The sequence below is a fragment of the Sphingobacterium sp. Ag1 genome, from assembly GCF_000988325.1.
Classification (GTDB): domain Bacteria; phylum Bacteroidota; class Bacteroidia; order Sphingobacteriales; family Sphingobacteriaceae; genus Sphingobacterium.
Window position 1 is genome coordinate 70,170 of the sequence record NZ_LBGU01000043.1, and the last position, 22,704, is coordinate 92,873.

Sequence of the window (22,704 nt, forward strand, 5' to 3'; positions counted from 1 at the left end):
CCACGGAGCCATGGCGCAGGTTGTAATCCTTATCCTTTAATTCCTTTTAACCAATCTTTGAATTTGGTGATCTGTTCAGTCAAGAACGATTCATGTTCTTCCTGTTCCTCTGAACCGATCGGTAAGATATGTTCGAAGTAAGTACCTTTAAGTACTTTGCGCAGCAAACCTTCACCCACAAACGGTTTGTCATCGTTTAATGTTTTGGCCGCTTTTAAAAGATGGCGGATATCATATTGTAACGGATTGATATCCGGAACCTGTTTGTTTAAATTTAACAGTTCGTAAACGGCAATACGTGCGGTACGTACCGAGCTTTCCATCGTAAAGACCACATCATTGTTGGTTTCAACAAACTGACCGATTAAGCCCAGGTTTTTACATCCCTCAGGTACCACTCTCGGACGGTCACCCTTTGCTCTTGGCATAAACATAGAGGTAATGTAGGGCATAAATGCCGTACGTACAATCGTATTGTTGATGACATCGTCCAGTTGATCGATAATGCCCAAATGGTAACATAGTTCAGCCAGAATTTCATCTCCGGTACATTGTGGCATTGGCTTTTTGATGTAATTTCCTTCTTTATCCATGAATAAGGCATATACCCACAAGACAAGAACATCATCCGGTTGGCCGGGGAAATGGGGTTGTCTATTACAGGTGAAACTCATCAGCCAATCGGAGTCGGTAATGGTAATAATACCGCCCGTAACGGTTTTTCCAGAATAAGGGTCATTAACCGAATATTCTTTGAGTTTTTCGACCAACGCCGAAGGTCTACAGGTAAGGGTTGCAGATTCCCAGGCCGATTTTTCGATGTTACTGCAGAACTTTTCGGGTTTGCCGAATATGGCCGATTTCGCGGCGAGATTTTTCCAGAGTTTCCAGCCTGCACTCTGACCGCTGCTGCTGTTGTCGATACCGATGATCGGCGCATTTTTGTTGTCCCCGTAGAAAGTATCTTCTGTCATTGATCCGGTGGTCACAATGACGAAATCTTCTTTTCCGACCGGTATTTTCACTTCTTTGCCATCTTGTTCTGTAATCAGGGCTTCCACAACTTTTCCATCGGTATTGCTTTGGATATCCAGGTCTTTGACTAACACATTGAATCGAATGTTTACCCCTTTGCTTTGGAGTACTTTGCGCAAAGGGGTCACAAAGGTATCGTACTGGTTGTATTTTGGGAATACAAGTGATGAAAGATCGTTCAATCCATCGATCGCATGTAGAAAACGATGCATGTACAGTTTTAGTTCGAGTAAACTATGCCAGTTTTCGAAAGCAAACATGGTCCGCCAGAAAGTCCAGAAATTGCTGGATAAAAATGACTCGCTGAAGTAATCTTCGATGGTTAGATCATCTAAATCTTCTTTGTTTTTGAGCAGCAATCGAATGATGGCCAGTTGATCTAGCTTACCTAGGCCAAACTTACTGAAGTCTTTTATCTCACCCAGTTTATGAATAAGCCTTGCTTTGGAATAGTTGGAGTCGTTGTCATTAATCAAACGGTACTCATCCAGGACACTGTAGGGCGCAGGCATCTCCAATGCAGGAATGTCCTGAAACATGTCCCAAAGATTTTCGTAGGTCATATCCATTTCCCGGCCCCCACGGATAACATAGCCGTCGGTTGCATTTCCGGCGCCATCTAACGAGCCGCCTTCCACATGGAGCTGTTCAAGGAAGGTGATGTTTTCAGCAGGAACATGGCCATCCCGGATAAAATAGTAGGCCGCAGACATCCCTGCTATACCACTTCCGACGATGTAGATTTTACTGTCTTTATATGATTTTGGTGGAATACCTTTATTACGTTGATAGTTTCCGATCTGATCAGAAAAGGGCATCGATTTTTTCGGCGTATTACGTTGTTGTTCTTTGCTTGAATCAGGTTCATGATTTACATTTCCATATTCAGCAGATGCATTTAATACTTTGTCGAATTTTGAGGTGATTTCTTTCATGATTCTTATGTTTTTTAATTCTTGAGTAAAGTTACTAAGACCACCTTAATCATTTGTGCCCTCAAATTCGCTATTGTTCTACCGAATTTCCTCTATCTACATATTTTGTCGCTTTCGGTATTCAGATGGCGATAAGGTGGCGTATTTTTTGAAAAAACGACCAAATGCTGAGATGGAATTAAATCCGATTTCATAAGAAATTTCTGAGATTGTCTTTTCGGGATTCCCGAGCAGCACATAGGCTTCTTTAAGTACATGCTCATCAATAATTTCATGTGGCGTTTTACCTGATGCTCTTTTAACAACCTGAATAAGGTATTTGTTTGAAATAAATAACTGGTCGGCGTAATATTGTACCTCTTTGTATTGATTGCTATGTCGCTGCACCAGGTCTGTAAACTTATAGAACAGGTTGTTGGTCTCTTGTCCACTTTCCGTCGTATTTTGGTCTTTAGAGGCCAATTCGTCGGCGATCTCTAGCAGTAGGTTAAAGATGATCGTGCGGATAATATCTGCTGTAAAATGCGTTGTCCTTAAGGTAACTTCTTTAAGGTAGTCTATTAGTTTTAATAGCTTGTCAATTTGTTTGTCTTGGTAGCTGACAATGGTAAAGGTCGAATTTTTGAAAAGCCCCAGTTGCTCAATAAAGAATGGATTGACAATATGTTTAAGCAGGAACGCTTTGTCAAAAAAGAGTAGCTTCATTCTAAAGTCGGGACTGACCTGCGAAAAGCGGATAATCGTTGTTGGAGCGGATACGAGGATATGATTTGTCGAGATATGGTATTCCTGATTGTCTACCTGAATATCAATATCGCCCGCCGTACAGATACAGATGGCATAATAATCAATACGAAAAGCATTGCTTGGGTATTCAAAAATTGGATTTCCAGAAGAAATATAATAGGGGCGGTGGCAATTTACGCCAAAGAATGATAAGGTATCTTGAAGACTTTCGTGTGTATTGTAAGTTGTTTTTACCTTAAACTTCATTGACTTTTTGTTCGGTTTGGGCATATACAGTTCCTATTGTTTTTAATATTCGAATGGGTTTTGTTTATTCGGATGCTGTCCGTTTGACCAGCAGTTTTTCTGTGGCAATATCGTCTTCTATCCCAACGAAGAAACTTTTGAATCCGAATTTGCTCAGTAGTCGTCTCGATGCGGTGTTATCGGGATCAATAATACCAATCACATCTTTATCTGGATTTAATGTTGTGGCAAGGGCTAGCATCGACTCACAAATCTGTGTTCCCAGCCCCTTTCCCCAATGTTCTTTGCGGAGCAAATAACCAATTTCGAATACTGTCGGATCTTTTTTATAGTTAACCAGTTTGCAGTCCCCCAAAAGTCTTTGTGTATCGGCTTCAATGACTTTAAAGTAGCCTAAATCAGGATCCTGGTTGATCGCGAGAATCGAATCGAATTTTCTGCGGGCCTGTTCTTCAGTTAATCCTTTGCCGGTAATATATTTCATGACGTCATCCGCTTTCACCAGGTCGTGGAAAGCATCAAAATCTTCCAATAGGTATTTTTCAAATCGTAACGTATTGTGCATGGCTAATGTGTTTATTTACAAGATAAGGTTGTTTTCTCTTAAATCAAATTATCGGAACTTAAATCATCATCTTTCTGTCTTATTTAACTTTTTCATGATTTTAGTTCTCCAATTTAACTTACATTGCCTTTCTGTAAAGCGGACGGGAAGTTTTTATAAGAATGCTTTTCTGCTGCTATACCGTGTAAACATTTTTTTTAGAGCGAGATAATAGTTATGGAAATAAGAGCGGCAAGCGAAGCTGATTATGCAGCAATTCTGCACATTTGGGAAAATTCGGTTCGGGCGACACATGATTTTTTGAAGGAGGAGGATCTTCAGTTATATAAGAGGCTGATCCCAACCGAGTATTTACCACAATTAAAGGTATATGTCATAGATGACAACGGACAGCCTACAGCTTTTTTCGCTGTCTCCGACGATAATCTGGAAATGTTATTTGTAGATTCAGCATACAGAGGGAAAGGTCTCGGGACTGTGGCACTACAGCATGTGCTGGAAAAGCTTCAGGTATATAAAGTTGATGTCAATGAGCAAAACCAGCAGGCGGTTGATTTTTATCTGAAGAAAGGGTACCAGCTTACTGGGCGATCAGCTGTAGATGGTATGGGGAAACCCTATCCGATCTTGCATTTACATCACGAGAGCGCTATTAATGGATTGAAATAATTTTAATAAAATGAAATAACTCATGATACAAGGTTTATACGAAACGCATATTCAGGTGCGGGATTTAGCTAAGTCTGTCGCATTTTATACGGAGGTACTGGGATTACGTGTGGCACATCGTGATCCGACACGTCCCATTGTTTTTCTATGGATTGGAACCGGGAAAGACTATATGTTGGGCCTGTGGCAGGAAGAAACAAACTTTCAACCCAGACATTTTGCTTTTAGCGCAAATAAAGCGGATATATTAAATTATGCCGTGGATTATCTGAAAAAACGGGATCTGACACCCTACAATTTTTTAAAAGATGGTATCGAAGCACCGATGGTCTTCGCATGGATGCCTGCATTGGCCATATACTTTAATGATCCGGATGGCAACCAATTGGAGTTTATCGCAGTTTTGGAAGGGGAGGGCAGGCCCGAATTGGGCGTGCTTTCTTATGCCGATTGGATCGATCGTACAGCAAAATAAGTCGCGAAAGGGCGACTTATTTTGCTGATTTCCACTCTTCGGCAAGGATAGCAAAGACCACATCATCTTCCCATTGACCGTTATGGAAATAGCTTTTTACAAAATGAGCTTCCTGACGAAATCCCAGACTTGTTAAGAGCTGCCTGGATGCCTTGTTTTCTGGAGCTACCGAGGCCGTGATCCGATGTTTATGATACTGACGGAACAGGGCCTCTATAACTGTTTTCAGCCCTTCTTTGGCATATCCCTGTTGCTGGAATTCTTTTTTTATCGTACAGCCCAATTCCACCTGCAGGTGTTCAGTACCAAAAAAATGAATGCCAATATCGCCGATTACAGCCTTTGCTATTTTGTCGGTCATAACGAGCTGAAACCAGGACTCTGGAAGATTGAACGTGTTTGGGTTTTTTGCTATAAATTCATCGACTTCTGCCAAAGAGTCTGGAATCCAACCTTGGTATTTATTGGTTTCTTTATCTGAACGATACCCGAATATTGCCCGACTGTCTTCCGGCATGATGGGCCGAATCGCTAATCTTTCTGAATCAATGCGCATGGTTTAACGTTTTGAAAATCTGGCTATCGCTTCTTCACGCGTACCTACAAAATTGATTTTTTTTGATTTATTGCTTTCGTAGATAAAATCGTTTAAACTTTTGCTGTTGTATTTGGAGAAATCGCCAACGATGGCAATGTCAAAGCCATACTGCGTATATTTTTGAAGTATTTCACCGGCAAGTTTTGTTTTAAGTTCGAAGAAATCGTCTGTGATGTTCTCTTGATAAATAATTGCTTTGTATGCTTCTTGCGCGCCACAGTCGACCATAATCTGTAGACCATCATCGAGATTATGGATAAATACGCCTGAACCTTTAACTTCAGCAATGTTTTCGTCACCTAGCTGAATAATAGTGATTTCCATTTTTTTTGTTGTGTCGTTTGAAAAATATATTTGTGGGACCAGATTCCATGATCCATTGCACTTCGTTGGGATATGCTGTTGAAAATGATCCGAGATAGCGGATAAATAGGTTTTAACCTGCAAATTCTTTCAGCATATTGATTGTTGGACAGAAGAACAGGGAGCCGGTATGTGCTGTACTAAAGTCTAGTATTCTATCGTAATTTCCTTCGGGTTCACCAATAAACATTCTGTTCAGCATCAATTGTACGGTACTGAATGTGCTGGCGTAAGCGATAAAGTAGGTTCCCATTTCATTTGTTGCGATTTGCCCAAAAGGCATATTGTCGCGAACAATCTTTAAATCGTCACCGACATTGGCCAGGGCCGAATGAGAATTGGCCGGTTTTTCATCGTCGCCCATCTCAATATCGTTTGCTTTGCTTCTGCCGATGACCTTTTCCTGATCGGCGACGGATAAAGAACGCCAGGCGTTCATGTCATGAATATATTTTTGTACAAATAAATAGCTTCCACCCCTATAGGCTACATCCTCATCACCTACGATACCAAAGAAAGCACGATCCTCACCAAGGGGATTTTCCGTTCCGTCGACGAAGCCCAAGATACTTCGGCCATCCCAATATCTGAACCCATGAACTTCCTCCTTGCAATCCGCAACGGGACTTAATAAGGCTGCTATTTCGGTCGCTATGTCAATGCAATAGCTTTTTTCATAAGCGCGAATATGGAAATGTACATCGCCGGGGGTAGCTACAGCAACATGTTTTTGACCAATGATGGGTTCGAAAGGAACCAATTCCTTTGGCATAGGTTCGTTGAGTTCCAGCTTTTTCCACGCATGGTGGCTTATGCCCAATACCACGCTGGCCTTCACGAGATTTGAACGTACCTGCGCCGAATTGTTGAGATTGACAACCAATGCACATAAGCGTTGGAAGACATCCTTGACGATCCCATTTTCGTGGAAATTCCATACCATAAACACCGTATTGTTGCTCGGTGTATCGATGACATTTTGGGCCTGATGATCCATAAGATAAGTTGTTGTGTGTTGTACAGCCTTGCTAAGCTACAAATAAAATCGGTTTTAGCGATAGACTTTTCGATTACTCGAATGCGGTTTGTTGATATAGTTTGACGATTTCATCAATAACTAAATCAGGTTCATCGTAAAAGACATGATGCTCCGCATTTTCGGCTAAAATATAACGTCTATTGCTTTTTTGATCAGCAAATTTTTTAAGGGCAGCAATAAATAAACTGCGATCGGGTTCTTCAAAAGGTGATTTTCCCGAACCAATGACAGTCATAGGGACATTGATTTTTTCAGCAACCTCATGTAAAACAGCCGTTGACGCTTCGTAGTTTAAAACGAGGTGATAGAACCCTAAGCTTTCTTTTTTGATGAGATCAAGCTCACTGGCATATTCTCTCTTCAATAATTTGGATCGCTCCATAGTCATGAAATAAGGGGAGACAATATCGATCATTACGGTGCCGACAACCTGACCGGGATTGGTCGCTATAAATTTCATCGTATAGTTACCACCGAAGGACTGGGCAACAAAAAAGTACCGATCACGATAGCCCAATTGCTGCAAGGCAGTTTTAATATCCTTTACTTCATTTGTCAAGCTAATGTTAACGGTGTCTATTTCACTTTTTCCAAAGCCCGCCCGGTCATAAGTAATTAACGGTGCGCCCAATTTGCTGGACAGGGGTTCCAATAGCTTTCTCCAAACGGAAGCATCATTTCCCCCTCCAGATTCAAAGACAATGGGGATACCTTTTCCCTCCATTAAAGTAAAATGAAGGTTGTGGTTGCCTACATTGATCATGGTATCCCTGAGCTGTGCTTTTACGGCCAGCCCGGGGAGTGTCAGTAGGAGGAAAACGGATAAAAGGAGATTATACTTTAGCCCGTACATCGTTCATTTTAAGTGTCATGCTTTTCGCTTCTGTTTCGATCCATTGGCTGTATTCGGCGATAGCCTGTAAGCGAAGTTCGTCCGAGATATACCCTTCCGTAACCATTTGTCGCGACTGGGCGACTTTGTTCCAGATGGCCAGATTGGTATCAAAGTTAGCTTCTCCTTTTTTGTAGGTCTGATCGGCATTGATAACCTGAACCGAATGGAAACCTGCTTCCTGGAGCAGTGCAGCGACCTCATCAGCAACACGATTGTTCATCCCTGCATCTGCTCTCCATTGCAGGAAAGTATGGTAAAATGTGCGCATGCTTTCTGGCGGAGCCGGGGTCCATTCAATGGCGGTATGATTGTAGTCTAAAATAGAGATTTGTCCGCCAGGTTTTAACCAGGATTTAAATAAGCCTAATGCTCTGGGAATATCACTTAACCATTGCATGGTGCGCGCCGTTATAATCAGGTCGAACGGATGTGAAGGCTGATAATCAAAAATATTGCTGCAGACCAGGTTCAGATTTTTGGTGTTGCCGTATAGTTCATTGCCACTATCTATAAAGGACTGTGTATTATCGAGCCCGATTATGGTTCCGTCACCGATATAAGTCGCGACCTCATTCGTGAGTGTTCCGGTACCACAGCCCACATCCAAGATTTCCATGCCAGGAGACAGTAAGGGAATAAGCGTTCTGTAATCGGAGGATAGTGTTCTTCTCTCAAATATCTTATTGGCCTGTTGATCCTTTCTGTCGATAAATTTCTCTTTCATTGAATTGGGTTTAGTTGACTGTAAATATAGCTTTTGCCTTCCGGTTAAAAAAACTTCTATTCGTTTAATCGTTTTTGTCGCGCTAATCTGACCAACAGTTGAGAATATTCCTTGCTTTGTTTATGATTACGATCAATCGAATACCATATTTTCCATTAAGAAGGGTATAATAGTCTTTTTGCAAGGTATTAACAAGGGTTTAACAGGGGTTTTACCCCTGCAAAACCCTGTTATACCCCTGTTAACCCCCTGTAATATCCCTGTTATTATCGGAACTGATGTTAAGCAATTTCAAACCTGTATCGGGCGATAAAAGAAGATCTTTTACTGCTTTATGAGGATCATTTTCTATTTTATAGCAACAGCGATACTTTGCGATTAATACCCTAATTAGGAAATTATTTTATGGCGGTTCGCTGTTTTTTTAATAATAGTTTTTTATATTGTTATACAACAGCACTAGTGCTGTGTAATTACACAAAGATATCCTGATATTATGCGAAAAGTATGTAAAGTTCTCCTGCTAATCTATTGTGCTGTTTTTCTTTCAGCCTGTTCTTCCAACTATCTCATGACGTTCAATGGGGAGAACGTAAAAAAAGACGAAGACAAGGGAACGTTTTCATTTAAAAATGATACGGTACAGATTGATTATTCCTTCGCCGACAGAGATGGTCGAATTTACCTTCGGATAGAAAATAAAATCGATAAACCGATTTTATGGGATCTTAAGAGTTCGGCTATGGTTATTAATGGTAAAACGCAAAGCTATTCTGCTGAACAAGCTGCTTTTAATGGAAAGATGAATGCTTCGGTTTCCGATATAAACGCCAGTAAATCCACTATATTCAACGAAACTTGGGTGAACGGTTATATCACGGGGTCGGTAAATTTGCCTAAAGATGTGGTACTTATCCCACCGCATGCCTATGTGGATGGGCATTATTTTAATTTTAAAAACGATGTTAAATCCATTGTACGATCGTCCCAAAAAGAAAAAGTGTATATGTATGATATGAGTGGCGAAAGTTTTGCGGTAAAACTTGCCCGATTTGAAGGTGCTGATTCACCTTACAGTTTACGTAGCTATTTGACTTATTCGATTTTAGAAGATGGTAAAGCTATTGTTAAAACTACGGAGCAAAAATTTTATGCAGCCCAGCTTTGGCAGACCGGTGCAGTAGCACTTAATAATATTCTAGAACTGTATAATAAGCGCGGAGACGTGCTAGCTGTTAAGGAAAAAAAAGGACAGGAGGCTATGATCGTTGGGGGTGCTTTGGCATTAACTGCAGCGGCCGCAGCAATTGACCCGAAAGTAACTGAATAGTACCCAAAGCCATCTACTACGGCTGTAGGTTATGCTCGTCTAAGCTGTAACCGGCATGATTTAATCCGGCACAGCTTAGACAAACAATAAGTTCGAATTATTGTTTAAGATATTAGATTCCTTTTGTCCTCAAAGGCAAAAAAGCTGTATCATTTATTAAAAAAAATCTACACATATGAAGTATCTTGCACAATTTATGTTGATCGTATTCCTTTTTACTGTTAAAGAAGGCCGATCCTGCACACGCGTTGTTTATAAGGGGCCTAATCAAACCGTTATTACGGCTAGAAGTATGGACTGGAGAGATGATATCGCGGCCAATCTATGGGTATTTCCGCGCGGCGTAGCAAGAAGCGGGGAGGTAGGGCCGCAGTCATTGCAGTGGACTTCACAATATGGTAGTGTTGTTTCCAGTGCGTGGGACATTGCTACGGTCGATGGTTTAAATGAAAAGGGATTGGTGGCCAATGTACTCTGGCTTGTCGAATCTACTTATCCTAAATTTGATCCAGCAGGACCAAAAAAAGGTCTTGCAATCTCGGCTTGGGCCCAATATGTTTTGGATAATTTTGCGACCGTCAATGAAGCCGTATCTGCCTTAAAGGATGAACCATTTGTGATTGTAAGTGATTATATCCCGGGCAATACCAAATTTACGACGGTGCATTTATCGCTTTCAGATGCCACAGGCGATAACGCTATATTTGAATACATCAATGGGAAATTGGTTATTCATCACGATGCGGCTTATACCGTCATGACAAATTCTCCTGTCTTCGAAGATCAACTTGCGCTAAACAGGTATTGGCAGGGAATTCCGGGAACCATTATGCTTCCGGGAACAAACCGCGCTGCTGATCGTTTTGTGAGGGCTTCTTATTACATTAATGCGATTCCGCAGACCGATGATTTGCGGCTTTCTGTTGCGAGCGTTTTCAGTGTGATCAGAAACTGTTCGGTTCCATTTGGAATAAGTTCCGAAACGGAGCCCAATATTTCCTCTACGCGGTGGCGATCTGTAGCTGATCAGAAGAATAAAGTCTATTATTTTGAGAATGTATTGGTTCCGGGAACGTTGTGGGTGGATCTGGCTAAATTTGATTTAAAGAAAGGTGCTCCAACGATGAAGTTGGATATGAAGCAAGGGATGGCAATAAATGGCATTTCAAATACGCTGTTTAAGGCTGCCCAACCTTTTAAATTTATGGGTATTTAAATTAGAACGGGCTTGTCCAAAAAGATTGGACAAGCCCGTTTTTATGCGATTTTATAGCGATCCTAGTTGACTGAGGTTCCGTCTATAATCTCTTCATCCGCTTTGCTGACCAATTTAGTATCTTGTTTTACGTCACCAAATATTTCGATCTGACCATCGATGCTGCGTCCTTTCTGTACAGGGATACGTTGGGTTTTGCCAGCAACGACAGCAATCACAAAGCTTCCTTCGCCCGAAGTAAATACCGCTGATTTTGGCACAACGAAAGTACTGTCTTGCGATGTTAAAGGTAATTCGACCTCTGCAACCATGCCGGGCAATAGCTTGTTGTCGGTATTGTTAATATCAATTTCTACCCGTTCGGATCTTAATCTACTGTCCAAGGCACCCGATTTACGTGCGATCTTACCGGAGAAGGTTTCTCCAGGCAATGATTTGACGGTAAATTGCAAGGGCTGGTTTTCAGCTAGAAAACCCGAATATTGTTCTGGAACAGCAACGGCTAACCGGAGTTTACGTTGTTGTTGAATGGTCATGATGGGCATTTCCGAACCACGGCCAGCTGGACCAACATAGGCGCCTTGATTGACATTTCTTGTTGCGATGACACCGTCGAAGGGTGCTCTGATTTCCAAATAATTCAAGAGGTTTTGTACTTCTGCATAGGCTGATTTAGCGGCTTGGTACTGGGCAAAATCAGCATTCTTTTTTGACTCAGCAACCTCAAGATCGAGTCTAGCCACAGTTCCTTCCACCTTGCTGGTTTCGAAGAGTCTATCGTAAGTGCTCTTTGTAGCCATATAGACTGCTTCTTGCGATTTGAGCCGCGATTTTGCAGCAGATAGCTGTGAACTCAATTCGGGAGCTTCCAAGACAGCCAACAACTGGCCTGCATGCACTTTACTGCCGATGTCCACATTGAGGCTTTTGACATAGCTGCTGACCTTGGCGTAAATTTCGACCTGCTGGAATCCCGTGATTTCCCCAGGGATCTGCATTTTATTGGTTAATTTCTGTTTGGAAGGTACAAATGTCTCCATTGCCGGAGCTGCAGCTTCGGGACTTTCTTTTTTGACATTTTCCTCGGCTGCCGAATGGCATCCTGTTAAGGATGCGATCAGGCCGGCGATAGATAATATTTTGAACAAATTATTTTTCATATTTTATAGATTATACTGCTTTTACGATAAAGGTTTTAATGCGGCAATATAGTGTTTACTTTCTTTGTCTTCAGGATCTAATGAGATCGATTGTGTACTGCTTTTTTCTTGCGCCCAAGCAAATATGAGCGGTAAGATGACGAGTACGGCAAATGTTGAAAATAGTAATCCGCCAATGACGGCTCTACCGAGTGGTGAAACTTGTTCACCACCTTCGCCATGGCCAATGGCCATAGGGAGCATGCCTACAATCATGGCCAAACTGGTCATGATAATGGGTCTAAGCCGTAAGGATGCTGCCTCACGAGCTGCAGCCAGCGCATCTCCATGATGCCGACGGATATGTTCGGCATTGGTGATGAGTAGAACAGCGTTCGCAATGGATACACCCACCGACATGATAATCCCCATGTAGGATTGTAAGTTGAGGGTAGATCCGGTTAACAACAATAGAAGTAATGACCCCAGCACCACCGCAGGAACTGTGGTGAGTACAACCATAGAAACTTTGAACGATTGGAAATTGGCTGATAGCATCAGGAATATAACGATAATGGCTACAGCCAAACCAGATTCAAGGCTGCTCATGGTTTCTTCCAATACTTTTCCGAGCCCTATTTGCTCCATGGATAACCCACGCGGGAGTTCACCAAGGGCTTTGATACTACGTTTTACATCTTTGGAGGCTGTTTTCAAATCGGTATGATCGATATTTGCTGTAACTGATACATAGGGCATCGCGCCCAAATTGTCATTTTCTCCATAAGTGAAGGACGGTGTGATGGTTGCAACGTCGCTCAGTATTGGTCGCGCCGAATTTTTCAATAAAGGGATTTCACCGATTTCTTTCTCATCTTTCATTTTATCGATGGGCACCTGAACTTGGACATTATACGAGAGTCCTGCTTTTTCATCGATCCAGGTGTTTTTTTCGGTATAACGCGAAGATGAGGTGGACGCGATGAGCGATCGTGTTACTTCGCTGAGATCGATACCCAATTGTGCAGCTCTAATGCGATCTATTTTAATATCGTACGAAGGATATTTAATGGATTGTGCTAATTGTACATCTCTAAAGTAAGGGATGGCTTTTAGTTCCTCGATCAATTTTCCGGCGTACTTTTCGTTGTTCTTTTTGTTTTTTCCTGCTATTCGAACTTCAATAGGGGTAGGCGACCCCTGGCTTAATACTTTATCCGTAAGTTCGATCGGTTCAAAGGATACCTGTACATCGGGAACTGCTGCTTTCAGGCGTTTTCGGTATTCATCACGGAAACTGTCCATATCATGATGGTAGTCTTTCAGTGCTATTTGGAAAACAGCTTCATGTGGACCGGCCATGAAAAGATAGATCGGCGATACTGAAAACTGCCCGGGGTGCTGACCGATATAGACAGAAGATATGCTGATATGTTCTTTGCCAACCAGTTTTTCCAGTTCGGCCAGCGCCAGTTTTGCTTTTTCTTCGGTGCGTTCGATACGTGTACCTTCAGCGGCACGAAGGCGCATTTGAAACTGGCTGGAGTTGACTTTCGGAAATACATCCTGGCCTATCGTGGAAAGTAAAATGACAACAAGACTTAGCGCTCCAAGCAGATAGATCACCGTAATGGTTTTCTTTCTTTTGAACAAGCGATCGATCATTTTCATGAATCTGTTTCTGAACCGTTCAAAAATACTGATCTTTCCATCGTTGTTAAAGTCGTCACGTTCCACCAATAGTTTCTTCTGATTCAAGGTATCCTGTTCGGATTCTACGGTCAGTCCAGATGCTGCAAACTGGGCTTCATCTGCATTTAAACCCTCGGATTTGGTCGCATGTGGAGCCTTATGGGCATGATCTTTCATAAACCAGTTTGCCATGATGGGAACGAATGTCTGCGAAAGAAGAAAGGATATGATCATCGAAAATCCAATGGACAGGGCCAAGGGAAGAAATAGCGAGCCCGGAATTCCCGTCATGGTAAATGCAGGTGCAAATACGGCTAATATACAGAGCAGGATCAATAATTTTGGTAAGGCGATCTCCTTACAGGCATCCCAGATAGCCAAGGCTTTGGGTTTCCCCATATCCAGATGCTGGTGTATATTCTCGATCGTTACCGTACTTTCGTCGACCAAGATACCAATAGCCAGGGCTAGTCCGCTGAGGGACATGAGGTTGATGGTCTGCCCGAAGAGTTTCAGAAAGAGCACTCCGGATATCACGGATATCGGTATGGTCAGGATAACGATCAGCGCGGCTCTTCGATCACCTAAAAATAGGAGCACCATAAGTCCGGTCAGGATAGCTCCGATGGCACCTTCGGTAATCAGACTCTTTACCGAATTGATGACATAAACGGATTGATCAAATTCATACGATAACTTGACGTCGTCGGGCAAATTCTCCTGAATTTTTGGTAAAGCTGCTTTTAAGTTCTGGACGACTTCCCATGTGGAGGCATCGCCAGCTTTGGCAATACTGACGTATACGGAGCGCTTGCCGTTGACCAAGGCGTAGCCTGCAGTAACATCAGCTCCGTCCTTTACCGTAGCGATATCTCCAAGGTAAAGATTTTGTACCCCACCTTTAAAAAGCGGGATTTTTTCAAAATCTTTGACCTCTTTAATGGTATTATTGGTCGGCGTAATGTAGTTTTTATCCTGAATGCGTACGTTTCCTGCCGGGGCAGTTTGATTGTTCAGTCGTAGCGCTTCTACGACTTGGTCGGGTGTCATATTGTGGCTACGCATTAAATCGGGATCAACGTTAACCTCAATTGTGCGTGGACTTCCCCCAAAAGGAGGTGGGGACAATAAGCCGGGGATTGATGTAAATGATGCCCGGACATAGACGTTGGCCAGATCTTGCAGTTCATTATTGGATCGTTTGCTACTGCTCAATACCAGTTGACCTACAGGAAGCGACGAGGCATCAAAGCGAATGATGAACGGCGGTTGCGAGCCTGGAGGAAAGGAGGCCTGGATCCGATTGGCCAGGGCACTTAGCTCGGCTGCAGCCTGTGCCATGTTGGTGTCTTCGTAATACGAAACTTTCATTAAGGTCAGACCTTGAATATTCTTGGTCTCAATAGACTTGACCCCATTGGCAAAAAGAAGGATATTAACGTAGTTTTTAGCAAAATAAGATTCCATTTGATCCGGCGAATAGCCACCAAATGGATGGGCAATATAAATAACCGGAAGGTTCATTTTTGGCAGGATATCCACCTTGATCGATCGAACGGCACCTATGCCAAAGACAATAAGTCCCAATACGAGTACGAGGATGGATATCGGCTTGCGTAAGGCAAAACGTATTAAATTCATGTAATGTTATTTATAGTTCTTTGTTGAAAATATCAAAATCTCCCGCAGCTGCGGCTTTTAATAAAAGCGACTGCCAAAGGTTGATGTGGACGATCTCACGATCGGTTTCGGCTCTATTGAGTGTATAAAGGGTCTGTGTAACGTCGACAAGCGTAGCTAGGCCGTTTTTATACATCGTCATTTTTTGATTGTAAGCTTGCTGGGCTGCCGATACTTGTCGGGGAGCTTCTAAATCACTTTTTCGGGCCAATTGAATTTTAACATCAGCAGCATCCAGCTGTGCTGCCAATTGAGCTTCGGCGGTTTGGTATTCTTCTCTTAGGGCATCATTCGTAAAGCGCTGTGCACTGATTTTTTTATTAATGCGTGCAATAGAAGTCAGATTCCAGTTTATGCCCAATCCCAAGAGATAATTTTGCCTACTGGGACGAACGCCTTGCCAATAATTTGTGCTATAAGCTTGTAGATCCGTAATGTAGTCGCTCTTAAAACCTGATCCTCTTGTCTGAAAAACACCAAAGGCGCTTACAGTGGGAAAATATTCTTTGGTTGATAATTTTAATTGTTGTTCACCCAATTCAATTTTACTTTTATAAAATTGCAGAATAGGATTACTTTCAATCAAGTTGTCTGAAAGGGGAGTTAGCTGTACTGGTGTTTTCTGGACGAGCAAGGTATCTATTTGCAGGTTTTTTGCTGGTATTCCCATCAGTACTGTTAATTTGTTGTTTTGCTCTTTAACATTTTCGCTGGCTTGGTTGAGGCTGATCTTTGCGCGTGAGACTTCGGCAGAAGCTAGCGTTGAATCTACGCCGGGCAATATGCCGTTTTTTACTTTCGTGGCAGCGATATTTAAAAATACCAGTGCACGGTCGAGGTTCATCTGTTGATTTTTTTCCAAGCGCTGACTCGCCAATAAATTGAGGTAAGCTGCAGCAATCTTGACTTTATGCTGGAACTGTTCCTGGCCGAGATCGGCCTGTATTCGTTTGGTATCAGATTTGGCCAATTCGATCCGTTCTTTTTTTCGTCCAAAGGTGTAAATGTCCCAATTGACGTTGGCTAAGTAAAGCGCACCAAATGCGGCATTCCAATTTTGTTCGGGAAGAGCGGCTCCTGAAGAAGCTACCCCTAGTCCGCCGAATCCATACAGTGGACCATTTTGTCCATTGACTGTTCCAAAGTCCTGTTGCGCTACGATGTTCAGATTGGGCCAAAAGTCGCGTTTGACTTGTTCATTGGTCTGCAGGGAAGACTGGAGATAATATTCCTTTGCCTTGATATTTCCATAATTTGCAAGACCCTGTTCTACGGCGTCGCGCAGTGTAAGCGTCTGAGCGAAGGAGGAGGATGTCGCAAGTGACACAGCCAATGACAGCACTAAATTCAATTTCAGCATAGGTTATCTATCATTTTATGGACACGAAGATAGCGATGAGCTAGGCTGTAAGGCCCCTTTTAAATGATCTATCGTGTTTAAAAGTGACCAATTTAATTCGTCATTTATTTTTCTGCTGTTATAAACTTAAAACTCTTACTTTGTAACAGAATTTTAACAAAAAAAAGGATTATGAGAAAGGTTTTGGAGAACAAGATGATACAGGAAGTCGTCCTATTGATCTTTTCGTTTATCCTCTTTACGTTGAACGACTGGATTTTGATCCTGAGTTGGAAGGGATTTTTGATGGGGGTGCTCTATTTCCTGATCCTTTATGCACATGCGCAACTAAATCGCTTTTTTCTATTGCCATTACTGCTTAAAAAGAATAAACCCCTGTTGTATATTCTGGCTTCGGTGGCAACGCTGCTGATTTTTGCATTGATATTAAAAGAGCTGACGGATAACGTCATTTACAAGAATTGTTTTCTCTACAAGAATCTGGTTCAGAAAACGTTCCATTATCAGTTTGGTGTATTGTTGGGATCCTTGATCTGCATATTGGGCAGTATTCAATTTATAGAATTTTATCGCTTCCAACGGGTGAAGACGCGACGTGAACTGCTTTCGAATCAGACGCAGTTATCGCATTTGAAAAAACAGCTCAATCCACATTTCCTATTCAATACGTTGAATACTATCTATGGCATTAATTTGAAGTATCCGGAACGCACATCCGAATTGATCATCAAAGTTTCCCAGCTGCTGCGTTATCAGATGGAGAGCAGTGATCGGGAATTTGTTGCGATGGATGATGAGATCGATTTTATCTCAAGTTATATCGAACTGGAGCGCGAACGATTAGGATACCGAACAAAAATTGAATTTGACTATCAAAAAGAGGAAGATATCAATTATCAGATAGCGCCAATGTTATTGATTACTTTTGTGGAAAATGCTTTTAAACACGGAACCTGCAGTATTGAAGATTGTTTTGTACATATTTCAATCAAGATTGAAAAAGGGAACTTATATTTGCATGTCCGAAATTCTGTTCCGGTCAAGAAAAGGAATGTGTTTTCAGCAAAAATAGGTTTGGAAAATACAGTGGCTCGATTGAAGCTTTTGTATCCTAATCGGTATAAACTAACGACAAATTCCAAGAAAGAAGAGTATGAGGTGTCATTGGTTATCAATCTTTAAACAATGAATAAAAAAAGCTGTATCGTGGTTGATGATGAACCTGCCGCGCATTATGTTCTGGTAAATTATATTGAAAGAAGTACTGATCTACAGTTAGTTGCTCAATGTTATAATGCTTTTGAGGCATTGGAGTTTCTTCGGGAGAACAAAGTAGATTTAATCTTCCTGGATATTGAAATGCCCGAAATTAATGGGATGGAGTTTTTGAAGATGCTGGATAATCCACCCAAAACGATTTTGACAACAGCCTATTCCGAATACGCATTGGAGAGTTATGACTATGGCGTTGTCGATTATTTATTAAAACCTATTTCATTCCCCCGTTTTTTTAAGGCTGTTCAACGTTTTTTGTCGTATAATACGGTCCTGTCACCTCAGGAAGAAGAACCCAAATCGATTAGTATACGCATGGATGGCCGCATTATTGAGGTTAAATTATCGCAGATTGATTTTATTCAGAGCTTTGGCAATTACGTAAAAATTGTTACCCCGGGACAAACTTTTTTAACAGCAAGCACCACCCAACAAATTCTCACACAGGTGCCAGCATCAAAGTTTGTCCGTATCCACAAATCCTATATTGCTTCGATCAATAAGGTGATCAAATATGAGCATGGCATGGTGCAGATCAATAATACGTCTTTACCTGTCGGTATAACTTTTCGTCGGGAATTGCAGGAGCGGCTAGCCAATAAATAGCGCCAAGCTATGAAGTAATTCGACCAGGTATCGCCGTTCTTGTCAATTCACAGCATATCATTTGAAGAAGAAAGTTTATTCATTTAGCTGGATGTGCTGATACTGACGTTGGGCTTGTGCAATACGGGAAAGTTGACTGAATTGGCAATAAAACAATATTCACTTGCTTTTTTGTGCAATTCAATGGCCTGTGCAATCATCGCAGAATCTTTTACCCGGACTGAAGGATTTAGCGTAACTTCTTTAAAATAGCCCTTTCCACTTTCTTCTTCAAGCATGATCGCCGTTGCGTGGTCTACATATTCTTCTACAATAATTTTATTGACGGAGCAGAAATGAAGGTACCATAACATATGGCAAGAGGATAGGGATGCAAGCAATAATTCTTCGGGATTGTGCTTACTGGGGTCTCCCAGGAACGCTGGATCCGAAGAACCTTCAATCTCAGCTTTGCCGTCAATACGAATGCGGTGGCTTCTTTCGTAGTTTTTATAATGATCGGTTCCGCTGCCGCGATTTCCTGTCCACGCAATTGTGGCTGTGTAGTTATGCTGTTTCATTTGAAAATGATCGTTTGACGCTGTTGGTGCTAATCTGTAAGCAAGTTAAAGAATATCCCTTTATCCTCAACATAAGCGCAATGTCTTTTGGGTAGAATTGACTTTCACATTATGTTTTTTGATTTATTTTTTTGTTTATAATATACTGATTGGTATTTTATTCGTAAGTTTGTTGTGATTTTAATTAAATATATTTTTTGTGAATAATACCATGTTTTCTATTGTCTTTAAATATACCTTTTGGTATTTTATTTTGTGCTATGATTGGCGTATATCGTGAAATTTTTATAGTAGCCTTTTGGATGGTGTCAACTATGCGGGGCGTATTTGTAAGACCTGTTTTGGTCGTGAATAATTCTGTTAACTAAAAATAGTTCGTATATGGAACAATATGATTTGGTTGTCATTGGGTCTGGCCCAGGCGGCTATGTAGCGGCGATTCGCAGTGCTCAATTGGGGTATAAAACTGCTCTTGTAGAGAAATATGATACATTGGGTGGTACCTGTACCAATGTCGGCTGTATTCCCACAAAGGCAATTTTGGATAGTACACATCACTATCATGACGCGCAGCATCATTTTGCTGCACATGGGATTCAGGTAGCAGGGCTGTCGATAGACTTTGGCCGGCTGTATGAGTGTAAAGACAAAGTGGTTTTGCAAAATACACAGGGGCTGAATTTCCTGATGAAAAAGAATAAGGTAACGGTGATCCACGGAACAGCTTCTTTTGTCAATAATTCTACTGTTGAGATCGCTACATCAGCTGGGGAACGACTATCCCTTGGTGCAAATAAATTCATCATTGCCACCGGCTCAAAGCCGGCGACAATTCCGGGAATAACCATAGATAAAAAACGTATCATCAGCTCAACGGAGGCGTTGTCTTTGCCAGAGAAGCCGGGTAAAATAGTTATCATCGGTGGTGGTGTGATTGGGGTAGAGATGGCATCCATATTCAACAGGATGGGTTGTGAGGTCACTATCATAGAATATGCCGATCGCCTCCTTGCCAATATGGATCATGAATTGGGGGATGCATTGAAAAAAATACTACTCCATGATGGCATTAAAATTCTGCTTAAACAGGCTGTCTACAAAACAGAAAATGAAGGCAGTTCGGCAAGCGTATTCTTTCGGGATAGCGATGGTCAGGAGCAGCAGTTACGAGCGGATTACGTTTTGGTTGCTGTCGGACGGAAAGCCTTTACAGCGGGGCTTGGGTTGGAGAATACAGCTGTTCAATTGGATGCCAGAGGTATGATCGTTACCAACGAGCAGCTACAGACGGCGGTTCCCCATATTTACGCTATTGGCGATGTGATCGGTGGAGCAATGCTGGCGCATAAAGCTGAAGAGGAAGCAATTTTTGTTGTTGAACATATAGACGGCCAAAAACCAAAGGTGCATTATGATCGCATTCCAAGTGTGGTTTATACCTGGCCTGAAGTCGCTTCAGTTGGTGCGACAGAAGAGGACCTCAACGCAAGGGGTGTAGCGTATACGGTTGGGAAATTCCCATTTTCCGCAAACGCCCGTGCCCGCGCGGGGATGGATACGCAAGGGTTTGTAAAGGTGTTAGCCGATCCTAAATATGGCGAATTATTGGGGGTTCATATCATTGGAGCACGTGCGGCCGATCTGATTGCTCAAGGTGTTTTGGGCTTGGAATATGAAATCACCGCCGATAGTATGTCAAGGGTGTCGTATGCACATCCTACTTATTCAGAAGTCTTGAAGGAAGCGCATACCATTGCTTCGGGGCGTCCATCTGTAAATATATAAGTATCCTATGCGCCTTTTCAGAGAAGGGCAACGCGTATTTCTTTTGAAAGAGCTCAATGTATTTCTTTCAGAAGAACTAAACGGGTTTCCGTCCAAGAAAAGGCGCTGCTGGTCTATTTTTTTGGATACAAAAATCAATTTATCTATGTTTGTTGTGTATCATCCTTTAATTTATGGACAAGCAGGTATTGTTAGACAGTATTCAGAAAGAGATCGACCTAACGGAAGATGAAATCGTACGCCTATTGGCTGTTGTGAAATCAAAAAAAGTGAAGAAGAAACAATATTTGCTGTTGGAGGGCGATCTGAGCAGGTATGCTATTTTTGTCGCTTCGGGTTGTCTAAGAAGTTATTGCGTGGATGAAAACGGCTTTCAGTATATTCAACAGTTTGCTCCCGAGGGTTGGTGGATCGGCGATATGTATAGTTTGGTGACTGGAAAACCCGGAAGTTTATACATCGATGCGGTATTTGAATCTGAAGTATGGATGATTTCCAAAGTCGATCTGCATCGACTCTATCAGGAGATTCCGAAACTGAATGTCTATTTTCGGATACTTGCCGAAAATGCATTGGTTTATTATCAAAGTCGATCGATGGAGAATCTCCGTCTAGCTGCCAGAGAACGTTACGAAAAGTTCTGTACACGTTATCCTACATTGATCGACTGGCTTCCGCAGAAACAAGTTGCTGCATATATTGGCGTTACGCCCGAGTTTTTAAGTAAAATGCTCCACCAGTAGGGTAAATCGGGCCATCGGCAAGAAATAGCCCGGTGAACTACCATTTCTCTTTTAACAGCGTTTCCAACTGCCCAATTTCTTCCTGATACATGGTTTTCTTTCTAGTTCCGAAGTAAAGGATATTTTCGACAGGCGATGTCCCTTCCCAGATTAGTTTTATTTTCCCGGATGCAATTGCTTCAGCACATAGGAAGTCCGGAACAATCGAAAAGCCTGTATTGTTGCTCAAACAGCGTATGATGGAGCTAATATTGGGAACAATATAATTGGGGCTAAAGTCTGGATGTTCGCCAAAGTGTGTTGACCAGTAGTTTTTTAAATGATCCATATCGGCAGCCGTGCTATACCATAATTGTTTTTTAAGGAGTTGAGCTGCTTCTTTAATTTTATTGGCGCTCAGCAGTGCTTCCAGTGTGGATGTATCCGTCTGACACCCTGCAATCAAGACAATACGTTCTTTTGAGAACGCTTCGTATTGCAGGTTCTGCTGGTTTCCTTTTTGAGGCGTAATAATAAGGTCCAATAAACCATTATCAAGATCCTGTTGCATCTGCGGATATTCTCCAAATTTGATAATTAAATTGAAGGGGAGCTGGGCAATATGTTCTTCCAGGGTGTACTGAAAGGTCTCAAAACACATTCCGATACTGATCGTTATACGTTCGTCCAATGCCCGTTTGTGAAAATGCTGTTCACCAGTTTCTAGTTTTTTAAGCGGATCAATAACATAGTTATACAAGATTTTCCCCTTTTCGGTCGGCACCATTCTTCGCGCAGAGCGATCAAAAAGCTTGTGCCCCGTAAATGCTTCCAGGGAATTCAGATGTAAGCTTACCCCCGGCTGAGAAATAAATAATTCCTGTGCAGCTGCAGATAATGTTCCGGTTTCATAGATTGCCTTAAATGTACGAAGCCATTCTAAGTTCCATTTCATAGTTATTATTTTTATGATACAAATATACAATTTAAATTATTTGTATGATTTAAAAATATGATAGAAATTTGTGTTATCAATAATAAAAATTAT

The 22,704-nt window shown here is 41.8% G+C and carries 21 protein-coding genes; 8 read left to right on the plus strand and 13 right to left on the minus strand.

Annotation, left to right across the window (positions count from 1 at the left end):
- Positions 1-29 precede the first annotated feature (29 nt).
- From AAW12_RS17875 to AAW12_RS17885, 3 genes are all read right to left on the minus strand, one after another.
- A complete protein-coding gene (locus AAW12_RS17875) occupies positions 30-1,970 on the minus strand; it encodes an oleate hydratase (RefSeq protein ID WP_046675030.1) in 1,941 nt (646 codons plus the stop codon).
- A gap of 96 nt (positions 1,971-2,066) precedes the next feature.
- Positions 2,067-2,963, minus strand: coding sequence for a helix-turn-helix domain-containing protein (locus tag AAW12_RS17880; RefSeq protein ID WP_046675492.1), 897 nt, complete (start codon positions 2,961-2,963; stop codon positions 2,067-2,069).
- Between the two features lie 64 nt (positions 2,964-3,027).
- Complete coding sequence (locus AAW12_RS17885; RefSeq protein ID WP_046675031.1) at positions 3,028-3,528, minus strand: GNAT family N-acetyltransferase; 501 nt, start codon at positions 3,526-3,528, stop codon at positions 3,028-3,030.
- Positions 3,529-3,744: 216 nt separating this feature from the next.
- On the opposite strand from AAW12_RS17885, the gene AAW12_RS17890 reads away from it, so the two are divergent.
- Together AAW12_RS17890 and AAW12_RS17895 are read left to right on the plus strand one after the other, a co-directional pair.
- Complete coding sequence (locus AAW12_RS17890; RefSeq protein WP_046675032.1) at positions 3,745-4,197, plus strand: acetyltransferase; 453 nt, start codon at positions 3,745-3,747, stop codon at positions 4,195-4,197.
- Positions 4,198-4,219: 22 nt separating this feature from the next.
- Entirely contained in the window at positions 4,220-4,672 is a 453-nt protein-coding gene (locus tag AAW12_RS17895) for a VOC family protein (RefSeq protein ID WP_046675033.1), read from the plus strand.
- Positions 4,673-4,688: 16 nt separating this feature from the next.
- On the opposite strand, the gene AAW12_RS17900 is transcribed toward AAW12_RS17895, so the two are convergent.
- From AAW12_RS17900 to AAW12_RS17920, 5 genes are all read right to left on the minus strand, one after another.
- Positions 4,689-5,228, minus strand: a complete 540-nt coding sequence (locus AAW12_RS17900) for a GNAT family N-acetyltransferase (protein ID WP_046675034.1) — start codon at positions 5,226-5,228, stop codon at positions 4,689-4,691.
- A gap of 3 nt (positions 5,229-5,231) precedes the next feature.
- Entirely contained in the window at positions 5,232-5,594 is a 363-nt protein-coding gene (locus AAW12_RS17905) for a DUF4180 domain-containing protein (RefSeq protein WP_046675035.1), read from the minus strand.
- 112 nt (positions 5,595-5,706) lie between these two features.
- Positions 5,707-6,630 carry a Dyp-type peroxidase gene (locus AAW12_RS17910; RefSeq protein WP_046675036.1) on the minus strand — a complete coding sequence of 308 codons (924 nt, stop codon included), beginning with the start codon at positions 6,628-6,630 and terminating at the stop codon, positions 5,707-5,709.
- Positions 6,631-6,703: 73 nt separating this feature from the next.
- A complete protein-coding gene (locus AAW12_RS17915; RefSeq protein WP_046675037.1) occupies positions 6,704-7,525 on the minus strand; it encodes an alpha/beta fold hydrolase in 822 nt (273 codons plus the stop codon).
- Positions 7,506-8,291: a class I SAM-dependent methyltransferase gene (locus tag AAW12_RS17920; protein WP_046675038.1), complete on the minus strand. Its 786-nt coding sequence runs from the start codon at positions 8,289-8,291 to the stop codon at positions 7,506-7,508. Before AAW12_RS17920 ends, AAW12_RS17915 begins: the two co-directional genes overlap by 20 nt.
- Positions 8,292-8,787: 496 nt before the next feature.
- On the opposite strand from AAW12_RS17920, the gene AAW12_RS17925 reads away from it, so the two are divergent.
- Complete coding sequence (locus AAW12_RS17925; protein WP_156167691.1) at positions 8,788-9,621, plus strand: hypothetical protein; 834 nt, start codon at positions 8,788-8,790, stop codon at positions 9,619-9,621.
- A 175-nt stretch (positions 9,622-9,796) separates the two neighbouring features.
- On the plus strand, positions 9,797-10,837 hold the full coding sequence (locus tag AAW12_RS17930) for a linear amide C-N hydrolase (RefSeq protein ID WP_046675040.1): 1,041 nt from the start codon (positions 9,797-9,799) through the stop codon (positions 10,835-10,837).
- Between the two features lie 62 nt (positions 10,838-10,899).
- On the opposite strand, the gene AAW12_RS17935 is transcribed toward AAW12_RS17930, so the two are convergent.
- Genes AAW12_RS17935 through AAW12_RS17945 form a run of 3 tightly spaced genes read right to left on the minus strand, consistent with a single transcriptional unit; the run spans position 10,900 to position 16,708 of the window.
- On the minus strand, positions 10,900-11,997 hold the full coding sequence (locus AAW12_RS17935; RefSeq protein ID WP_046675041.1) for an efflux RND transporter periplasmic adaptor subunit: 1,098 nt from the start codon (positions 11,995-11,997) through the stop codon (positions 10,900-10,902).
- 21 nt (positions 11,998-12,018) lie between these two features.
- Positions 12,019-15,309: an efflux RND transporter permease subunit gene (locus AAW12_RS17940; RefSeq protein WP_046675042.1), complete on the minus strand. Its 3,291-nt coding sequence runs from the start codon at positions 15,307-15,309 to the stop codon at positions 12,019-12,021.
- A gap of 10 nt (positions 15,310-15,319) precedes the next feature.
- Positions 15,320-16,708, minus strand: a complete 1,389-nt coding sequence (locus tag AAW12_RS17945; protein WP_046675043.1) for a TolC family protein — start codon at positions 16,706-16,708, stop codon at positions 15,320-15,322.
- Positions 16,709-16,879: 171 nt separating this feature from the next.
- Between AAW12_RS17945 and AAW12_RS17950 the strand changes: the two genes are divergently transcribed.
- Positions 16,880-17,890, plus strand: a complete 1,011-nt coding sequence (locus tag AAW12_RS17950) for a sensor histidine kinase (protein ID WP_046675044.1) — start codon at positions 16,880-16,882, stop codon at positions 17,888-17,890.
- Positions 17,891-17,893: 3 nt separating this feature from the next.
- Positions 17,894-18,589: a LytR/AlgR family response regulator transcription factor gene (locus tag AAW12_RS17955; protein ID WP_046675045.1), complete on the plus strand. Its 696-nt coding sequence runs from the start codon at positions 17,894-17,896 to the stop codon at positions 18,587-18,589.
- A gap of 83 nt (positions 18,590-18,672) precedes the next feature.
- Here the strand turns inward: AAW12_RS17955 and AAW12_RS17960 are convergent, their stop codons facing one another.
- Entirely contained in the window at positions 18,673-19,149 is a 477-nt protein-coding gene (locus AAW12_RS17960) for an OsmC family protein (RefSeq protein ID WP_046675046.1), read from the minus strand.
- A 381-nt stretch (positions 19,150-19,530) separates the two neighbouring features.
- Here AAW12_RS17960 and lpdA point away from each other — a divergent pair, with 381 nt between their 5' ends.
- Together lpdA and AAW12_RS17970 are read left to right on the plus strand one after the other, a co-directional pair.
- Positions 19,531-20,934 (plus strand): dihydrolipoyl dehydrogenase, encoded by a 1,404-nt coding sequence (gene lpdA / locus AAW12_RS17965; RefSeq protein ID WP_046675047.1) that lies wholly within the window; start codon positions 19,531-19,533, stop codon positions 20,932-20,934.
- Positions 20,935-21,107: 173 nt separating this feature from the next.
- Complete coding sequence (locus AAW12_RS17970) at positions 21,108-21,677, plus strand: Crp/Fnr family transcriptional regulator (RefSeq protein ID WP_046675048.1); 570 nt, start codon at positions 21,108-21,110, stop codon at positions 21,675-21,677.
- A 37-nt stretch (positions 21,678-21,714) separates the two neighbouring features.
- Here the strand turns inward: AAW12_RS17970 and AAW12_RS17975 are convergent, their stop codons facing one another.
- A complete protein-coding gene (locus tag AAW12_RS17975; RefSeq protein ID WP_046675049.1) occupies positions 21,715-22,611 on the minus strand; it encodes a LysR family transcriptional regulator in 897 nt (298 codons plus the stop codon).
- Positions 22,612-22,704: the final 93 nt, after the last annotated feature.

Excerpts from the sequence above, each read along its gene's own strand:
- AAW12_RS17875 (WP_046675030.1), bottom strand. The coding sequence starts at position 1,970 with ATGAAAGAAATCACCTCAAAATTCGACAAAGTATTAAATGCATCTGCT.
- AAW12_RS17880 (WP_046675492.1), bottom strand. The coding sequence starts at position 2,963 with ATGAAGTTTAAGGTAAAAACAACTTACAATACACACGAAAGTCTTCAA.
- AAW12_RS17885 (WP_046675031.1), bottom strand. The coding sequence starts at position 3,528 with ATGCACAATACGTTACGATTTGAAAAATACCTATTGGAAGATTTTGAT.
- AAW12_RS17890 (WP_046675032.1), top strand. The coding sequence starts at position 3,745 with ATGGAAATAAGAGCGGCAAGCGAAGCTGATTATGCAGCAATTCTGCAC.
- AAW12_RS17895 (WP_046675033.1), top strand. The coding sequence starts at position 4,220 with ATGATACAAGGTTTATACGAAACGCATATTCAGGTGCGGGATTTAGCT.
- AAW12_RS17900 (WP_046675034.1), bottom strand. The coding sequence starts at position 5,228 with ATGCGCATTGATTCAGAAAGATTAGCGATTCGGCCCATCATGCCGGAA.
- AAW12_RS17905 (WP_046675035.1), bottom strand. The coding sequence starts at position 5,594 with ATGGAAATCACTATTATTCAGCTAGGTGACGAAAACATTGCTGAAGTT.
- AAW12_RS17910 (WP_046675036.1), bottom strand. The coding sequence starts at position 6,630 with ATGGATCATCAGGCCCAAAATGTCATCGATACACCGAGCAACAATACG.
- AAW12_RS17915 (WP_046675037.1), bottom strand. The coding sequence starts at position 7,525 with ATGTACGGGCTAAAGTATAATCTCCTTTTATCCGTTTTCCTCCTACTG.
- AAW12_RS17920 (WP_046675038.1), bottom strand. The coding sequence starts at position 8,291 with ATGAAAGAGAAATTTATCGACAGAAAGGATCAACAGGCCAATAAGATA.
- AAW12_RS17925 (WP_156167691.1), top strand. The coding sequence starts at position 8,788 with ATGCGAAAAGTATGTAAAGTTCTCCTGCTAATCTATTGTGCTGTTTTT.
- AAW12_RS17930 (WP_046675040.1), top strand. The coding sequence starts at position 9,797 with ATGAAGTATCTTGCACAATTTATGTTGATCGTATTCCTTTTTACTGTT.
- AAW12_RS17935 (WP_046675041.1), bottom strand. The coding sequence starts at position 11,997 with ATGAAAAATAATTTGTTCAAAATATTATCTATCGCCGGCCTGATCGCA.
- AAW12_RS17940 (WP_046675042.1), bottom strand. The coding sequence starts at position 15,309 with ATGAATTTAATACGTTTTGCCTTACGCAAGCCGATATCCATCCTCGTA.
- AAW12_RS17945 (WP_046675043.1), bottom strand. The coding sequence starts at position 16,708 with ATGCTGAAATTGAATTTAGTGCTGTCATTGGCTGTGTCACTTGCGACA.
- AAW12_RS17950 (WP_046675044.1), top strand. The coding sequence starts at position 16,880 with ATGAGAAAGGTTTTGGAGAACAAGATGATACAGGAAGTCGTCCTATTG.
- AAW12_RS17955 (WP_046675045.1), top strand. The coding sequence starts at position 17,894 with ATGAATAAAAAAAGCTGTATCGTGGTTGATGATGAACCTGCCGCGCAT.
- AAW12_RS17960 (WP_046675046.1), bottom strand. The coding sequence starts at position 19,149 with ATGAAACAGCATAACTACACAGCCACAATTGCGTGGACAGGAAATCGC.
- lpdA (WP_046675047.1), top strand. The coding sequence starts at position 19,531 with ATGGAACAATATGATTTGGTTGTCATTGGGTCTGGCCCAGGCGGCTAT.
- AAW12_RS17970 (WP_046675048.1), top strand. The coding sequence starts at position 21,108 with ATGGACAAGCAGGTATTGTTAGACAGTATTCAGAAAGAGATCGACCTA.
- AAW12_RS17975 (WP_046675049.1), bottom strand. The coding sequence starts at position 22,611 with ATGAAATGGAACTTAGAATGGCTTCGTACATTTAAGGCAATCTATGAA.